Genomic DNA, 15,573 nt, shown 5'->3' with positions numbered 1-15,573 from the left:
GGCCTGTCCGGCGGACCGGAACGTGGGGAGGGCGGCGCTGTTCCCCGGAACCTGCCACCGCCCGCGAGACGTTTTCCCGATGCGCCCGGTACGGTCGGGCAGTCCCCGCCCGCCCCGGCCGGCCCCGCCCGGGTTTCACGTGTGTCCGACAGCCAGGGAGTCCCATGACCACCGCCACCGCCCGCCCCAGTGACCGGCGGATCAGTCCGGTGTTCCTCGGGATCGCCGCCGTCGCCGCGGTCACGGGCTGGGCCACCTGGACCGGGTTCGCCGAACAGCCGGGCCTGGCCGTGTTCCTGTTCGTGACGGCCGCGTGGGTCGTGTCACTGTGCCTGCACGAGTACGCGCACGCGCGCACCGCGCTGCACAGCGGCGACATCTCGGTCGGCGCGAAGGGCTACCTGACGCTGAACCCGGTGAAGTACACGCACGCGCTGCTGAGCATCGTGCTGCCCGTGCTGTTCGTGATCATGGGCGGGATCGGTCTGCCGGGCGGTGCCGTCTTCATCGAGCGCGGGCGGATCCGGGGGCGGTGGCGGCACAGTCTGATCTCGGCCGCGGGCCCGCTGACGAACGTCCTGTTCGCCGTGGTGTGCACGGCCCCGTTCTGGCTGGACGCGCTGGACGGCGTGCCGCGCGACTTCCGGATCGCGCTGGCCTTCCTCGCGCTGCTCCAGGTCACGGCGGCGATCCTGAACTTCCTGCCGGTGCCGGGCCTGGACGGCTACGGGGTGATCGAACCGTGGCTGTCGTACAACGTACGTCGGCAGGTGGAGCCGCTCGCGCCCTTCGGGCTGCTGATCGTGTTCGCGCTGCTGTGGATCCCGGCCGTCAACGGCGTGTTCTTCGACGCGGTCGACGCGCTCCTGCGCGGCCTCGGCATCGGCGAGATCGACACGTACTGCGGCTTCGAGCTGTACCGCTTCTGGCAGACGGACGAGCTGTGCTCGGTCAGCCCGTGACGGACGTGGAGCCGCGGGCCGCCCTGCCGCGCCTGACGTAGTACCAGCACATGTTGGAGGACAGCCCCGACAGCAGCACCCACACGACGCCGATCAGCACGCTGCCCTGCACGAAGGAGACGACGGCGGCGGCCACGGCGAGTACGCAGACGGCCAGGGCGTAGAGGGCGAGGCGGGGCATGGTGCGGGCTCCTGTCGGGGACACGGCGGGTACCGCGGGTGTCGTGTCGCGGTTCTGCTGGCACCCACCAGTGTCCCCCATCGCCTCACACGTCCGTGACGCGGAGCCCGGCGTGTGCCTTGTAGCGGCGGTTGACGGAGATCAGGTTGGCGACCAGCGACTCGACCTGGTGGGCATTGCGCAGCCGCCCGGCGAAGACGCCCCGCATGCCGGCGATGCGCCCCGCCAGGGCCTGCACGGTCTCCACGTCGGCGCGCGCCTCGCCCAGCACCATGACGTCGGTGTCGATCTCGTCGATCTCCGGGTCCTGGAGGAGGACGGCGGACAGGTGGTGGAAGGCGGCGGTGACCCGGCTTTCCGGCAGCAGGGCGGCGGCCTGCTCGGCGGCGCTGCCCTCCTCGGGCTTGAGCGCGTAGGCGCCCTTCTTGTCGAAGCCGAGCGGGTTGACGCAGTCGACGACGAGCTTGCCGGCCAGTTCCTCGCGCAGGGATTCGAGGGTCTTGCCGTGGCCGTCCCACGGTACGGCGACGATCACGACGTCGCTGCGCCGGGCGGTCTCCGCGTTGCCGGCGCCCTCGACGCCGTGCCCGATCTCCTCGGCGGCGGCCTCGGCGCGCTCGGCGGCACGCGAGCCGACGATCACCTTCTGGCCGGCCTTGGCAAGGCGGTAGGCGAGGCCCTTGCCCTGGGGGCCGGTGCCGCCGAGCACGCCGACGACCAGCCCGGAGACGTCGGGCAGGTCCCAGGGGTCCTTGGCGGGGGCCTTCTGTGCAGCACTGTCGGTAGAGGTCATGGGCCGACCCTACGTCCGTCCCGGCCGCCGGGCGGGTTCAGGTCCCACCCGGCGCCGCGCCGTCCCCGGGCCACTCCCGGGTCGCCCCGGCGCCACCTCCGCGCCGTCCCCGCGGCGTCCCCGCGCCGTCCCCGCGCCGTCCCCGGGTCGGGCGAATCCGCGGCGAATGCCGGGCCGTACGGGCCGGGTTGCGGCAGGATGCGGGCGCATGGACGCCGTACGGGTCGCGCTGCTGCGGGAAGTGCTCGCCGGGACCGAGTGGCTGGGGGCCACCCGGAGGTTCGCGGGGGCGCTCAGGGGGTCGGTGGTCCCGCACGGCGGCGGCCTGCTGCTGGTGGGCACCCCCGAGTACGAGCCCTGGCATCTGGCGGCGCACCTGGTGGACGAGGCCGCCTGGTCGGGGACACCGGAGCTGGCCCCCACCCTCGTACGGCACGACGCGCGCCCTTCGGACCCGGCGCATCTCGCGGTGGGGCCGGGGCGGCTGGCGGCGGCCCGGCGCGGGGAGACGCTGCTCGTGGTGACGCCGGACGATCCCGACGCCCCGCTCCTCGAACGGGTGCACGACGCCCGCCGGGCCGGGGCGACGGTGCTGGCGCTGGGCACCGGCGAGCGGGAGCTGACGGCCATGGCGCACGAGACGCTGACCGTGCCGGAGGGCGCCGAGCTGGACCTGGACACGGTGCAGCACCTGGTCAGCGCGGCCGCCGGGGAGAACGCGGTGCCGCCGCCCCGGAGCCGCCGCCGGTTCCGCGACCGCCTGTCCCGCCTGGCCGACCACCTGACCGCGCCGCCGCCGTCCGGCTGGTAGCGCCCGCCCCCGGGTCCGCGTGCCGGCCGGCCGGCACGGCGGTGCCGGTGCGCGGACGGACCGTCAGTCCTCGTCCGCGCGCCCCGCGGCCGAGGGGTCGTGCCACCTGGGGTCGTTCTCCCACTCGAGGTTGCGCTCGCGGGCGGTCCGCATCGCCTGCTCGGCCTCCGTGCGGGAGGCGTACGGCCCGAAGCGGTCCTTTCCCGGACAATCCGGGCCCTCCTCGACCTTCCGGTGCTCCAGGCAGTAGTACCACTCGCCCGGCTTTCCCACCGTGCGCTTCTTGAACAAGGCCATGACCGGCTCCTTTCGCCCACCTGCCAGGGACATGCTCTCGCATGCCCGCTGGTTAGACTCGCTGACATGTCTGGCCAGTCGCTGCTCGTACCAGGGGAGCTGTCTCCCACCCGTTCCGTACCCGGAAACATCCGCCGGCCCGAGTACGTGGGCAAACCCGCGCCGACGCCGTACACCGGCCCGGAGGTGCAGACGCCCGAGACGATCGAGGCGATGCGCGTGGCCGGGCGGATCGCGGCGCGCGCGATGGAGGAGGCCGCGAAGCTCATCGCCCCCGGCGTGACGACGGACGAGCTGGACCGGGTGGCGCACGAGTACATGTGCGACCACGGCGCCTACCCCTCGACCCTCGGCTACCGCGGTTTCCCCAAGTCCCTGTGCAGCTCGGTCAACGAGGTCATCTGCCACGGCATCCCCGACTCCACGGTGCTGCGCGACGGTGACATCGTCAACCTCGACGTGACGGCGTACATCGGCGGCGTGCACGGCGACAACAACGCGACCTACCTGGTCGGCGACGTGGACGAGGAGAGCCGGCTGCTGGTCGAGCGGACCCGGGAGTCCCTGGCCCGCGCCATCAAGGCGGTCAGGCCGGGCCGGCAGATCAACATCATCGGCCGGGTCATCGAGTCGTACGCGAAGCGGTTCGGGTACGGGGTGGTGCGGGACTTCACCGGCCACGGGATCAACTCGTCGTTCCACTCCGGGCTCATCGTCCCGCACTACGACAGCCCGCACGCCACCACCGTCATCCAGCCCGGGATGACCTTCACGATCGAGCCGATGCTGACGCTCGGGACGCACGAGTACGACATGTGGGACGACGGCTGGACGGTCGTGACGAAGGACCGCAGGCGGACGGCGCAGTTCGAGCACACGCTCGTGGTGACCGACTCCGGAGCCGAGATCCTGACCCTTCCGTAGCCACACCTCGCTTCTTCGCGGGCCCGCTCTCCTCGGAGGGTGGGCCCGCTCGTCTGTGGGTAGGCTTTTACCGACAGGACGTCGGAAAGCCTGTTGACTTAGGTAAGCCTAACCATAGAAGATCGGTCGTATGGACAGCTTCTCGGCGCTCCTGAGAGCCGCCACCCACGAGCAGCACGAAGAGGCGAACACCTCGTCGTTCATGAGCGACCTGCTGAGCGGCAGGCTGGGAGTGGACGCCTTCACGCGCTACACCGAACAGCTGTGGTTCGTGTACGAGGCCCTGGAGTCCGGGGCCGCACGGCTGACACCGGACCCGGTGGCGGGACCCTTCATCCGTCCCGAGCTGATGCGGCTGGCGTCGCTGGAGCGGGACCTGGCCCATCTGCGGGGCCCCGCCTGGCGGGCGTCCCTCACCGCGCTGCCGACCACACGGGCCTACGCGGACCGGGTCCGCGAGTGCGCCGAGTCCTGGCCGGCCGGGTATGTCGCCCATCACTACACCCGCTACCTCGGGGACCTCGCCGGGGGCCAGGTCGTCCGCGACCGGGCGGAGCGGACGTGGGGCTTCGCCAGGAAGGGCGACGGGGTCCGCTTCTACGTCTTCGACGGGATCACCAACCCGGCCGCGTTCAAGCGCGAGTACCGGGCGCTGCTGGACGGCATCCGCGCGGACGACCTGGACAAGCAGCGGGTCGTCGCCGAGTGCAAGCGGGCCTTCGCCCTGAACACGGCGGTCTTCCGCGCGCTCGCCGAGGAGTTCCCGCTGTCCGCGTGAACGCTCCGGGTCCCCCTCGGCCGCGGTGGCCGAGGGGGACCCGGAACGAACGGCCCGCCTGCCTCAGTTGTCGATGTCGTAGTCGTCGCTGCGGCAGTTGATGCCGCCGAAGTACAGGTCGCCGGTGCTGGGCGTGGTGATCGCGCCGAAGTACGGGCTGCAGGTGGCGTCCTCGTCACCGTGCATCGAGCCGTCGAAGGCGGTGGCGGTCGCGGCGCCGCCGGCCGTCATGGCAGCGGTCAGCAGGACGGTGGCGAGGGCGGAGCGGATGCGCATGGAGTGCCTCTCACGTAAGGGAACGGTCACGCGAGAGGTAACCCCTCGCGCTCGCGCGCACACGCGGTTCCACCCGTACGGCGGCGACCGTCACCGTTCCAGACGCACCCGGCCGCCGACCTCGATCCACCCTTCGGGCTGCGGCGCCGTCAGAATCTGCGAACCGGTCCCCTGCGTGATGTTCAGGGCCCGCCCCAGCCGCTCGGTCAGCAGCAGCGCCGCCGCGCCGGTCGCCTCGTCCTCGTCGATGCCGTCGCCGCGCCCGGGGAACGCGCGGGCCCGCACCCGCCCGGCCGGCTCGTCCTCCCAGGCCCACGCGTACACCCACTCCCCGGACGGCGGCACGGGCAGGTCGTCGACCTCGGCGACGGTGGCGTACTGGCGCAGGGTGCGCGGCGGGGCCCACTCGGGGCGGGCCTCGATCCAGCTGAACTCGCCGTCCAGCCGGGCCCCCACCACTCCGGCCGGGGTGACGAGCTCGGGCACGTCGAGCAGCCAGGCGGTGCCGACGCAGGGGTGGCCGGCGAACGGCAGGCGGAGAGTGGGCGTGTAGATGTCGACGACGCCGCGCTCGGGGTCGTCGACGAACACGGTCTCGCTGAAGCCGAGCTTGGCGGCGAGCTCCTGCCGCCCGGCCGGGTCCGGCAGCACGGAGCCGTCCCGGACGACGCCGAGTTCATTGCCGTATCCGCCGTTCGGCGCACAGAAGACGCGCAGTACGTCGTAGTCAGTCACCGGGGCATTCAAGCATCGTCGTCCGGCGGCCAGGCCGGCGTGGGGGTCTCGTCGTACGGCAGGCCGGCGAGCGGGTCCGCGTACGCCCTTGCCGGGGCGGCTCGTTGGCGTGTGGTGTCCGGTCCTCCGGGGTGCGCCGACAGCAGCGGCGGCGGGCCGGGGCGGCCGCGGACTCCAGGACCAGTGGTCCGGAAGTGCGTTCCCTCGCCGCCCGCTTCATGCGGACGCTATCGAGGGAGGGCCGCCCCGGCCCGCAACGGATCACTCCCGCGTCCGCCGCTTGCGCGCCGCGAACACCGCGCCCGCGCCGAGCGCGACCGCCACGCCGGCCGCCGCGCCCAGGGCCGGGCCCGGGAGGTCCGTGCCGGTGGAGGCCAGGCTGCCGCCGCCGACGGTGCCGCCCGTGGTCGTGCCGGTGCCGCCGATGGTGGAGCCGGTGCCGCCGGCCGTCGGGCCGGACGTGCCGCCGGTGCCGCCCGCGGTGCCCGAGCCGCCGCTGCCGCCCGTTCCGCCGGTCGTGCCCGTGCCGCCGCCGTCCGGCAGCCGCGCGTCGTCGCTCAGGGCCACCGACAGGTCGACGGCGTCGAGTGCCGTGCCGGCCGGGTAGTTGCCGAAGACCTCCGCGCCGGCCGCGGTGAGCGTGGCGGCGACGCCCTCGACGGTGATGACGTCGTTCCGGGCGGTAAGGCCGGCGGACTCGGCCTTCAGGTCGGCCAGGACGACGCCCTCGGCCCGGGTGCCGAGGCTGTTCACGTCGGCGGTCAGCTCGCCTGCGCCGCCGTCGAGGGTGGCCTTGAGGTTGCTCAGGGTCAGGTCGAGACCGTAGGCGCCGTCCGCCCGGTGACCCTTGAAGTTCACGGCGCCCCGGAAGGAGGCGGTGAGCCTGTCGGCGTCGGTGTCGTAGGTGCCGGTGGCGTCCGCGAAGGTGAAGGCGCCGTTTCCGGCCGCTTGGGCGGCCCCGCCCGAGACGGTGACCCGGCCCTTGGCGATGGGGCCGACGACGTAGGCGCGGAAGGACTCCTTCACGCCCCAGCCGAGGGTGCCGTCGGCTATCTCGCCCTTGGCGGGGGCCTCGGTGGGCGCGCCGGTCCCGGGGGCCGTGGCGGAGGGGGAGGCGCCGGTGCCCGCGGTCGGGCCCGGCTCGGAGGGGACCGGCTGGGAGGGGCCCGGCTGGGACGGGGTGGTCCCGGTGGCCGTCGGCTCCGGGCCCCCGGTCTGCGTCTGCGTCGGCGTCGGCGTCGGGGAGGGCTCGGTGGTGGGGTCCTGCGTGGAGGGCGTGGGGCTGGGCGCCGGGGGCGACTTCCGCGTCACCGTCAGCGGGTCGCCCGCGGCGCCGCGGTAGCTCGCGCTGCCGAAGACCTCCGCGGCCTCCTCGGTCAGCGTGGTCGTCATGTCCTTCATCTCGCGGGTGACGGCGACCGTGGCGAGCGGCACGTCGTCCTCGGTCGTGCCGCCCCGGGTCACGTCGGCGGTGATCTCGGCGTCCTCGCTGTCGAACCTCACGTCCGACAGCGTGAGCGCGAAGCCGTGCGCCTCGGACTCGATCGCCAGGCTGCCCTTGAAGGCGAGAGTCGTGGAGTGGGTGGCCGAGTCGTAGGCGCCCGTACCGTCCACGAAGGTGAACGCGCCGTTGCCGGCGGCCTGCTTCGCACCGTCGGCGGGGGTGAAGCCGCCCTTCGCGAAGGTGGTGACGTAGGTGCGGTAGGACTGCTTGACGCCCCACGTCAGCTCGTAGTCCTCGAGCGGGACCTCGGCGGCCGAGGCGGTGGTCGCGCCGGCCGCGGCGAGGGCGGTGGCGCCGAGCGCGGCGGCCGTCGCCACGGCGGCGGCGAGTGCGGTGGAACGGCGGCGTCTGACGGGCATGGCTCGGTTCTCCTCGAGTGGTGGGGCCGCGGGTGGGCGGTCCGGTGTCGTGGGTTCAGCCCTCGTCCGAGGGGGACGCGGCGGGCCGGGCGCGGCGCCTGCGGACGGCGACGGTCACGAGGGCCGCGGCCACCAGCAGCAGGGCGCCGGCCGTGAGGGAGACGGGCAGGGCGGGGAAGCCGCCGCCGTCGGTGGCGCTCGCGACGGGTCCGGCCGGGTCGCCGGGTCCGGCGGTCTGCTTCGGCTGCGGGCTCGCGCTCGCCGTGGGGGCGCTGCCCAGGTCGGGCAGGGCGGGCAGTTCCGCGTCGGCGGTGAGGGCGACGGCCAGGGAGACCGGGTCCATGTCGGTGCCCGCCCGGTACAGGCCGCCGAAGGCCTCGGCGCCGCGCGCGGTGAGCTTCGCGGGGGCCTCGGTCACCTTGACCAGGCCGTCGGCGGGCTTCATGTCCCCGGCGGTGAAGGTGACCAGGGGCACCTTCTCGCCGGTCAGGTCCGGGCTCTCCACATCGGCGTACAACGTGCCCCTGCCGTCCTCGATGGTGGCCCGTACCGCGCTGAGCCCCAGGTCGAGGCCGTGCGCGCCGGTGAAGCGCACCGCGCCCTCGAAGGCGGCGGTGAGGTCGCCGTCCTTGTACGTCCCCTCACCGCCGGGAAAGCGGAAGAGGGCGCCGCCGTCCTGGGCTCCGGCGGTGAGGGCCCACCTTCCGCCGGCGATGTCGCCGGTGACGTACTCGCGGAAGGTGCGGCGTACGCCCCAGTCGACGGCGCCTTCCCGGATCGCGCCGCCCGAGGTCGCCTTGGGCTCCGGTGACTCGTCCGGAGCGGTGGGCGAGCTCGACGGCCGCTGCTCCTGCTGCCGCGCCGCCGCCTGGACGTCCGTCGACAGGCTCACCGGGTCGAGCGCGGTTCCGGCGGTGTAGTACCCGGCGAAGGAGCGCGCGCCCTCGGCGGTGAGGGTGGCGGGCACGTTGTTCAGGGCCACGGTGCCACCGCCTCCCCGCATGTCGATGCCATCGAGGGAGAGGGAGGCGAAGGGCACCTGACGGGACGTCGTGACCGCCCCGGTGTCCTTCGCCTTGCTGGTGACGTCCGCGTAGAGCGTGCCGGTGGAGCCGGAGACACTCACGGTGGGACGGCCGACGGTGAGGTCGAGCCGGTACGCGCCCGCGCCGGTGCGGTGGCCGAGGAAGCGGACGCCGCCGGAGAAGGCGGCGCGGAAGGCGCCCGTGTCGCCGTCGTAGGTGCCGGTCGCCGAGTGGAAGCGGAAGGCGCTGCCGCCGACGGTGGCCGCTCCCCCGGTCAGGGAGTAACTCCCCTTGGCGACCGGCCCGGTGACATAGCCCTGGAACGACGACTTGATGCCCCAGTCGAGCCGTCCGCCCTGCACCGTCCGGCTCTCGGCCCGTGCGGCGGCCGCGGGGAGCAGGGCCCCGAGGACCGCCACGCACAACACGGTGACCAGGGTGCGAAGACGGGCGGGCATGCGAAGTCCTCCGGGATCGGGGGCCGGTAGCGAGCTAAGGTAAGGCTAACCTAAGCTCAAACGTACCGACACTGGCGGTCGACGAGAGGAACGGACACCACCGTGCGACGCTTGCGAAACCGACTGGCGGGAGCCCTGCTGTCCGTGCTCGCCCTCACCCTGACCGCGACCGGATGCGGAGGCTCCTCCGGGGCGGCGTCCGACACCGGGACCGGACCGGGGTCCGGGACCGGCTCCGGAGCCACCGCGCAGAAGGACCCCGTGGCCAACCGGGTCGAGCCGCTCGCGAAGAGACCCCGGCCGAAGCTCCCGGTGACCGTCCGCTCCGCCGACGGCGAGCGGGTGACGGTGGAACGGGCCGAGCGCGTCGTGCCACTCTCCGGCAGCCTCAGCGAGATCGTCTTCACGCTCGGGCTCGGCGACCGGGTCGTCGCCCGGGACGTCACCGCCACCTTCGAACAGGCGGCGAAGCTCCCCGTGGTCACCCGGGGCCACGACGTCTCCGCCGAGAGCGTGCTGTCACTCAGGCCCGACCTGGTCATCGCCGAGACCACCTCCGGCCCGGAGGAAGCCGTGGACCAGATCCGCGCCGCCGGTGTGCCGGTGCTGTTCGTCGAGGCGGCGCGGGGGCTGGACGACGTGGGGCCGCGCATCCGGGCGGTCGCCGACGCCCTCGGCGTACCGGCGGCCGGGAAGGAACTGACACAGCGCTCGCAGGAGCGGATCGCCGCCGTCCGCAAGGACGTTCCGGACGGTGACCGGCCTCGCGTCGCGTTCCTGTACCTGCGCGGCTCGGCCTCCGTCTACCTCATCGGCGGCGCGGACTCCGGCGCCGGCTCGCTGATCGAGGCGGCCGGGGCGGTGGACGCCGGGGCCGCCTCGGGCCTGGCGAAGGACTTCACCGCCATCACCAGCGAGGCGCTCGTCAAGGCCGCGCCCGACGCGATCCTCGTGATGAGCAAGGGACTCGAATCGGTCGGCGGCGTCGACGGCCTGGTGAAGATCCCCGGTGTCGCCCAGACCCCGGCCGGCCTGGACCGCCGGATCGTCTCGGTCGAGGACGGCGTACTCCTCAACTACGGCCCGCGCACCGACCGGGTACTGAAGTCGGTCGTGGACCAGCTTTACGGCGAGCACGGCGGCGGGGACGGCGGGGGCGGTGACGTCGGAGACGTAGACGTAGACGGAGACGTAGACGGCGCGGGCGGCGGCGACCGATGAGCGTACTGGACAAGCCCGTTCACCCCCGGGGGCCCGCCGGGCCGCCCCCGTCCCCGTTGCCGTCCCCGCTCCGCACCCGGCGCACCACCCCCTGGCTGCTGACCGCCGCCCTGGCGGCCGGCCTCCTGCTCCTCGTCCCGGTCGCGGCCGGCACCGGCGCCTACCCGGTCCCGGTCGGCGACGTGCTCGGCTCGCTGCTCCACCGGACCGGGCTCGGCGGTACGCAACTGGACCGGGTGGCCGAGTCGGTGCTGTGGAACGTGCGGTTCCCGAGGATCGTGCTGGCGCTGCTCGTCGGCGCCTCGCTGGGCTGCGCGGGCGCGCTGATGCAGGGCGTGTTCGGCAACCCGCTCGCCGAGCCGGGGGTCATCGGCGTCTCCTCGGGAGCGGCGGTCGGCGCGGTCGCCACCATCGCGTTCGGCCTGAACTTCCTCGGCAACTGGACGGTGTCCGTGTTCGCCTTCGTCTCCGGTCTGGTCACCGTCCTGGTGGTGTACGCGATGTCCCGCTCGGGCGGCCGTACGGAGGTCGTCACACTGATCCTCACGGGCATCGCGGTGAACGCCTTCGCGGGGGCTCTGATCGGGCTGTTCCTGTTCTTCGCGGACACGGCGGCGGTCAACCAGATCACCTTCTGGCAACTGGGCTCGCTCGCCCAGGCGACCTGGCCGAAGGTGCTCGCGGTACTGCCGTGTGCGGCCCTCGGGCTCGGGCTCGCCCCGCTGTACGCCCGCCGCCTGGACCTCCTCGCGCTCGGTGAGCGCCCGGCCCGGCATCTGGGCGTGGACGTGGAGCGGCTGCGGATCGTGCTGGTCCTGGTGATCGCGCTGCTGACCGCGGCGGCCGTGAGCGTGGCGGGGGTGATCGGCTTCGTGGGGCTCGTCGTCCCGCATCTGCTGCGGATGGCGGCCGGTCCCGGGCACCGGTTCCTGATCCCGGGCAGCGCGCTGCTGGGCGCGCTGGTGCTGCTCGCCGCCGACCTGGCCGCCCGCACGGTCGCCGAGCCCGCCGAGCTGCCGCTCGGGGTGCTGACGGCACTGCTGGGCAGCCCGTTCTTCTTCTGGCTGCTGCGCCGCACCCGGCGCGGGCAAGGGGGTTGGGCGTGAGGGCCGCGAGCACGAAGGCCGTGCGGGCCAGGGGGCTGCTGCGCCTCGTACCCTCCCGCCCGCTGCCGCCGCCCCCGGCCGCGCCCGGCGACGTCCTCGCCGAGGCCGAGGGCCTGCGCGTCCACCTCGGCGGGCGGCCGGTCCTCGACGGTGTGGACGTCACCGTCCGCGCGGGCGAGGTGCTCGCCCTGGTGGGTCCCAACGGGGCGGGCAAGTCCACCCTGTTGGGCGCCCTGGCCGCCGATGTCCCGGCCGCCGAGGGGGTCGTACGCGTCCACGGCCGCCCGGTGACGGAGTGGTCGGCGCCCGAACTGGCGCTGCGCCGGGCCGTGCTGCCCCAGTCCGCGTCGCTGTCCTTCCCGTTCCCGGTGGCGGAGGTGGTCCGGATGGGCCGGGCGCCCTGGGCGGGGAGCGGCCTGGCGGACGAGGACGACGCGGCGGTGGCCGAGGCGATGGCGCGTACGGAGGTGGCCGGCTTCGCCGGGCGGCCGTTCTCCGCGCTCAGCGGCGGCGAGCGGGCCCGGGTCGCGCTGGCCCGCGTGCTCGCGCAGCGCGCTCCGGTGCTGCTGCTCGACGAGCCGACGGCGGCTTTGGACCTGCGGCACCAGGAGCTGGTGCTGCGGCTGTGCCGGGAGCGGGCACGGACCGGGGACGCGGTGGTCGTCGTCCTGCACGACCTCTCGCTGGCGGCGGCGTACGCGGACCGCGTCGCGGTCCTGCGCGCGGGCCGTGTCATGGCCGACGGGCCGCCCTCGGAGGTCCTGTGCGAGAAACTGCTGTCCGAGGTCTACGACCAGCCGGTGGACGTGCTTCCACACCCGCGCACGGGGGCGGTGCTGGTCGTCCCGCGACGTGAGCCGTGACCTGCGTGCGCGGGCGTTTCGTGACGCCAGGTCACGGTGTGGCCGCTGTACCCGGTCCCGGCGTCCGGGCGCCACCTCCCCCCGGTAGGGTTCGCCTCCGGGAAGGGGAAGGTGAAGGAACCTGATGAGCAGGGATCGCGGCCCTCGTTGGCCCCGCAGGCTTGACCGGAGCGCGCTGATAGCGGCCTCGGCGACCGCTTTGTCGTTGACGGCGAGCGGATGCGTGGTGGTGCACGGCGAGCGTGAGGTGCTCCCGTCGGCCACCCGGGCCGAGGCCGCGAAGGCGCTCGAGCGGTTCACCGCCGCCTACAACGCGGCCGACGAGGCGTACGACCCCTCCCTGGACGCCGACCACACCACCGGCGCCCTCGCGGCCATCGACTCGGCGCGGCTGAAGGCGGGCCGGATCAACAACCCGGACGGCAATCCGTCACACACGCCGCTGGAGCTGTCGGACGCGAAGTTCACGATCCCGAAGAAGGCGGGCTGGCCGCGCTGGTTCGTCGCGGACACCAAGGCCAACAAGGGCGGCGACGCCCGCTGGTTGCTGGCCTTCACCCGCGACGGCCTGGAGGAGACCTGGCAGGCGGCGTACCTGACGCTGGTCGCGCCCGGCAAGGTGCCCGAGTTCAAGACCGACCGGGACGGCTGGGCCGAGGCCGTCCCCGCCAACTCCGCCGATCTGGCCGTTCCGCCGGCCGGCCTGGGCAAGGAATACACGATGTACCTGAAGGACGGCGGGAAGACCTTCGCGGACGGTGCCCACACCAGTTCCTGGCGGAAGTTGCGCGAGAAGCGGTCGACCCGTCCCGGCCTGGTCACGCAGTACATCGACGAGCCGCTGTCCAACGGCGACTACGCGCCGCTGGCGCTGCGCACCGAGGACGGCGGGGCGCTGGTGTTCTTCAGCACCCGGCACTTCGAGAAGCAGACCGCCGCGCAAGGAGCGTCGGTGCCGACGCCGAACAAGGACGTGCTGGCGCTGACGGACGGCGAGATCAAGCAGTCGCTGACGATGGAGTTCGTCTCCAACGAGATCGCGCTCGACCCGGCGCAGGGGACGGGCAACGGACAGGTGTCGGTACTGGGGCGGGTCCAGGGCCTGACGTCGGCGAAGGGCGAGTAGGCGGCCGAGGCCAAGAGGGCGCGAAGACCCGTAGGCGAAGACCCGATGGGCGAAGACGCGTAGGCGAAGACCCGTAGGCGAAGACCGGGCAGCGGCCGGGAGCAGCGCTCTCGTTGGGCGTTGGGCGTTGAGCGTTGAGCGTTGAGCGGTACGGCATTCAGCGGCGCAGGGGCCAGGCCGTGCCCGGCTGGTCGCTCTCCTCGCCGGCGTGCCGGGCGCAGGCGTCGGTGAGGGTCTCCAGCAGGGTCAGCGGGTCCGGCAGCGGGTGCTCGGGGCCGCGAACCCAGCGCACCGCCCGGTCCTCGCCGGGCAGGCTGGCGGGCGGTACGAGGACGTAGGAGCCGCGGCAGTGCCAGCGCAGGCCGGGATGCTCGTCCATGGTCTCGGGGTGGCAGTCCAGCTCGCAGGGCCACCACTCGTCCTCGTCCTCGGGGGTGCCGCGGGTGAGGGTGAACAGCAGCATGCGGCCGTCGTCGCTCTCCGCGACCGGGCCGACCTCGATGCCGGCGTCGAGCAGGCGGCGGAGCGCCTCGCGGCCGGCCTGGAGGGGGACGTCGAGGACGTCGTGCACCATGCCGGTCGCGGTGATGAAGTTGGCCTCGGGCTCATGGCGGGCCCACCGCTCGATCTGCGCGCGGTCGGTGGTGGACTGCGTCTGCCAGGCGAACGACACCGGGTGCCGGGCGGGGGTGGGGCAGCCGACGCGGTCGCACGAGCAGCGGTATCCGGCCGGGTGCGCGGCGGGCGCCAGGGGCAGTCCCGCACCGGCGGCGGCGAGCAGCAGATCCTCCCGGCCACCGTCACCGGCGGCCTCCTTGGGGCGGCGTCCGCGCAGCCACTGGGAGAGTTTGCCCTGCAGACCGCTCCGACCGCCGAACTCCGCGCTCATCTATCCCCTTCGCCTCGCCGTCGTGCGCACCAGCATGCCCTATGGTCGCACCATTCCGCGCTTCGGGGTCGGGAAGGGACAAATTCCCCCTGGTCACCCCTTGTCCGTTCCCCCTGGTCACCCCTTGTCCGTCCCCCTGGCACCCGTGATCAGCGCGGGGCGAGTCCATGGAGCGCGTAGTCGACCAGCGTGTCGGTGTAGGCGTGCGAGATGGGCCCGGTGTGCTGCAGCCAGCGCTGGGCGAGCGGGGAGACGAAGAGTTCCAGTCCGATGCGCGGGTCGATGTCCGGTCGCACCTGGCCGGCGTCCTGGGCGGCGCGCAGCCGGTCGGCGTGCAGTTGGAGGGACGGCTCGAGGAGCCTGGCAATGAACTCCCGGCCGAGCTGCTCGTTGACGACGCCCTCCGCGGCCAGGGCGCGGTAGGGGGCCTCGAACTTCGGGTCGCGCAGTTCGTCGACGGTGGCGCGCAGCACGCCCTTGAGGTCGGCGGCGATGTCACCCGTGTCCGGGATGGTGTACGCCTCCTCGCCGGCGGCCTCCACGGCCCGCTCGCCCAGGTCGAGGAAGGCCTCCAGCAGGACGTCGGCCTTCGAGGCCCACCAGCGGTAGATCGTCTGCTTGCCCACGCCGGCCCGGGCGGCGATGCCCTCGATGGTGGTCTTGGGGTAGCCGACCTCGGCGACGAGGGCGAGGGCGGCGTCGTAGATGGCCTGACGGGACCGCTGGCTGCGCCGGGTGGCGTCGGGGTGCGGCCGGTCGGGCGCGGGAGTCGGGACGTGGGCTGGTTTCTGGGCGGCCATGTCTCGAATTTACCAGGTTGACAAGACGGTACGTCTCGCTGGACAGTGAAACACGAGTGAGCGAGACGCAACGTCTCGCGCTGTGAGAGGAGAATCCGATGACGCGAGGCGGCGCCGGAAACATGCCGGGCGTCGGCGGGACCCGCCGAAAGCTCGGCCGCAACGCCCTGCGCGGCAGCGACCGCCACGGCCGGATCGGCGGCGGACTGGACCCGCGGAGCCAGAAACGGGAACTGCTGCGCAAGCTCCAGGAGCGGCAGCGGCAACAGCGGACGCAAGGAGACGGATCCGCGAGCGACGAGGCGTCGTGAGCGGGACGAGCGGCCCTTTGGGGGGGGGGGGGGGGGGGGGGGGGGGGGGGGGGGGGGAGGAGAGGGGAGGGGGGGGGGGGGGGGGGGGGGGGGGGGGGGGGGGGGGGGGGACCCCCCCCCCCCCCCCCCCGGGGGGGAAACCCGAAAAGCTGTG

General features: G+C 73.7%; 18 protein-coding genes and 1 pseudogene. 10 read left to right on the top strand and 9 right to left on the bottom strand.

Annotation, left to right across the window (positions count from 1 at the left end; all coding sequences use genetic code 11):
* The first annotated feature begins 164 nt into the window (after positions 1–164).
* The gene (locus ACZ4V1_RS03585; RefSeq protein WP_468328667.1) at positions 165–962 is read left to right on the top strand and encodes a site-2 protease family protein; all 798 of its coding nucleotides are present in this window, start codon (positions 165–167) and stop codon (positions 960–962) included.
* Here ACZ4V1_RS03585 and ACZ4V1_RS03580 read toward each other — a convergent pair.
* Together ACZ4V1_RS03580 and npdG are read right to left on the bottom strand one after the other, a co-directional pair.
* Positions 952–1,143 carry a hypothetical protein gene (locus tag ACZ4V1_RS03580; RefSeq protein WP_468328665.1) on the bottom strand — a complete coding sequence of 64 codons (192 nt, stop codon included), beginning with the start codon at positions 1,141–1,143 and terminating at the stop codon, positions 952–954. The two genes, ACZ4V1_RS03585 and ACZ4V1_RS03580, sit on opposite strands and share 11 nt — an antisense overlap.
* Positions 1,144–1,228: 85 nt before the next feature.
* Complete coding sequence (npdG, locus tag ACZ4V1_RS03575; protein ID WP_468328663.1) at positions 1,229–1,936, bottom strand: NADPH-dependent F420 reductase; 708 nt, start codon at positions 1,934–1,936, stop codon at positions 1,229–1,231.
* Between the two features lie 208 nt (positions 1,937–2,144).
* Here npdG and ACZ4V1_RS03570 point away from each other — a divergent pair, with 208 nt between their 5' ends.
* Positions 2,145–2,747 carry a hypothetical protein gene (locus ACZ4V1_RS03570; protein WP_468328661.1) on the top strand — a complete coding sequence of 201 codons (603 nt, stop codon included), beginning with the start codon at positions 2,145–2,147 and terminating at the stop codon, positions 2,745–2,747.
* 63 nt (positions 2,748–2,810) lie between these two features.
* On the opposite strand, the gene ACZ4V1_RS03565 is transcribed toward ACZ4V1_RS03570, so the two are convergent.
* Positions 2,811–3,044 carry a hypothetical protein gene (locus ACZ4V1_RS03565; protein ID WP_468328659.1) on the bottom strand — a complete coding sequence of 78 codons (234 nt, stop codon included), beginning with the start codon at positions 3,042–3,044 and terminating at the stop codon, positions 2,811–2,813.
* A 66-nt stretch (positions 3,045–3,110) separates the two neighbouring features.
* Here ACZ4V1_RS03565 and map point away from each other — a divergent pair, with 66 nt between their 5' ends.
* Both map and ACZ4V1_RS03555 read left to right on the top strand, forming a co-directional pair.
* Complete coding sequence (gene map / locus ACZ4V1_RS03560) at positions 3,111–3,968, top strand: type I methionyl aminopeptidase (RefSeq protein WP_121746690.1); 858 nt, start codon at positions 3,111–3,113, stop codon at positions 3,966–3,968.
* Between the two features lie 130 nt (positions 3,969–4,098).
* Positions 4,099–4,746, top strand: a complete 648-nt coding sequence (locus ACZ4V1_RS03555) for a biliverdin-producing heme oxygenase (RefSeq protein WP_468328657.1) — start codon at positions 4,099–4,101, stop codon at positions 4,744–4,746.
* A gap of 63 nt (positions 4,747–4,809) precedes the next feature.
* Here the strand turns inward: ACZ4V1_RS03555 and ACZ4V1_RS03550 are convergent, their stop codons facing one another.
* The 4 genes from ACZ4V1_RS03550 to ACZ4V1_RS03535 all read right to left on the bottom strand — a co-directional run bounded on the left by ACZ4V1_RS03550 (position 4,810) and on the right by ACZ4V1_RS03535 (position 9,103).
* Positions 4,810–5,022, bottom strand: coding sequence for a hypothetical protein (locus ACZ4V1_RS03550; RefSeq protein ID WP_468328655.1), 213 nt, complete (start codon positions 5,020–5,022; stop codon positions 4,810–4,812).
* Between the two features lie 90 nt (positions 5,023–5,112).
* Positions 5,113–5,757 (bottom strand): PhzF family phenazine biosynthesis protein, encoded by a 645-nt coding sequence (locus ACZ4V1_RS03545; protein WP_468328653.1) that lies wholly within the window; start codon positions 5,755–5,757, stop codon positions 5,113–5,115.
* 261 nt (positions 5,758–6,018) lie between these two features.
* Entirely contained in the window at positions 6,019–7,620 is a 1,602-nt protein-coding gene (locus ACZ4V1_RS03540) for an HtaA domain-containing protein (protein ID WP_468328651.1), read from the bottom strand.
* A 55-nt stretch (positions 7,621–7,675) separates the two neighbouring features.
* Positions 7,676–9,103: an HtaA domain-containing protein gene (locus tag ACZ4V1_RS03535; RefSeq protein ID WP_468328649.1), complete on the bottom strand. Its 1,428-nt coding sequence runs from the start codon at positions 9,101–9,103 to the stop codon at positions 7,676–7,678.
* A gap of 102 nt (positions 9,104–9,205) precedes the next feature.
* Here ACZ4V1_RS03535 and ACZ4V1_RS03530 point away from each other — a divergent pair, with 102 nt between their 5' ends.
* From ACZ4V1_RS03530 to ACZ4V1_RS03510, 5 genes and pseudogenes are all read left to right on the top strand, one after another.
* On the top strand, positions 9,206–10,324 hold the full coding sequence (locus tag ACZ4V1_RS03530; RefSeq protein WP_468328647.1) for a heme/hemin ABC transporter substrate-binding protein: 1,119 nt from the start codon (positions 9,206–9,208) through the stop codon (positions 10,322–10,324).
* Positions 10,321–11,430: a FecCD family ABC transporter permease gene (locus ACZ4V1_RS03525; protein ID WP_468328645.1), complete on the top strand. Its 1,110-nt coding sequence runs from the start codon at positions 10,321–10,323 to the stop codon at positions 11,428–11,430. Before ACZ4V1_RS03530 ends, ACZ4V1_RS03525 begins: the two co-directional genes overlap by 4 nt.
* A gap of 38 nt (positions 11,431–11,468) precedes the next feature.
* Entirely contained in the window at positions 11,469–12,293 is an 825-nt protein-coding gene (locus tag ACZ4V1_RS03520; protein ID WP_468328969.1) for a heme ABC transporter ATP-binding protein, read from the top strand.
* Between the two features lie 27 nt (positions 12,294–12,320).
* Positions 12,321–12,458 (top strand): annotated as a pseudogene (locus ACZ4V1_RS03515) (iron transporter); the annotation flags it as partial.
* A complete protein-coding gene (locus ACZ4V1_RS03510; protein WP_468328643.1) occupies positions 12,418–13,419 on the top strand; it encodes an SCO2278 family lipoprotein in 1,002 nt (333 codons plus the stop codon). The pseudogene ACZ4V1_RS03515 and the gene ACZ4V1_RS03510, both read left to right, overlap by 41 nt.
* Before the next feature lie 157 nt (positions 13,420–13,576).
* Here ACZ4V1_RS03510 and ACZ4V1_RS03505 read toward each other — a convergent pair whose 3' ends face one another.
* Both ACZ4V1_RS03505 and ACZ4V1_RS03500 read right to left on the bottom strand, forming a co-directional pair.
* Positions 13,577–14,308 (bottom strand): bifunctional DNA primase/polymerase, encoded by a 732-nt coding sequence (locus tag ACZ4V1_RS03505; protein WP_468328641.1) that lies wholly within the window; start codon positions 14,306–14,308, stop codon positions 13,577–13,579.
* A 149-nt stretch (positions 14,309–14,457) separates the two neighbouring features.
* The gene (locus tag ACZ4V1_RS03500) at positions 14,458–15,108 is read right to left on the bottom strand and encodes a TetR/AcrR family transcriptional regulator (RefSeq protein ID WP_468328639.1); all 651 of its coding nucleotides are present in this window, start codon (positions 15,106–15,108) and stop codon (positions 14,458–14,460) included.
* 98 nt (positions 15,109–15,206) lie between these two features.
* Here ACZ4V1_RS03500 and ACZ4V1_RS03495 point away from each other — a divergent pair, with 98 nt between their 5' ends.
* Positions 15,207–15,419 carry a DUF6243 family protein gene (locus tag ACZ4V1_RS03495; protein WP_468328637.1) on the top strand — a complete coding sequence of 71 codons (213 nt, stop codon included), beginning with the start codon at positions 15,207–15,209 and terminating at the stop codon, positions 15,417–15,419.
* The last annotated feature ends 154 nt before the right edge of the window (positions 15,420–15,573 follow it).

The sequence above is a fragment of the Streptomyces sp. NPDC028991 genome (assembly GCF_055564775.1).
The sequence above is the reverse complement of the archived record's forward strand: the minus strand, read 5'-3'. Positions and strand labels throughout refer to the sequence as shown.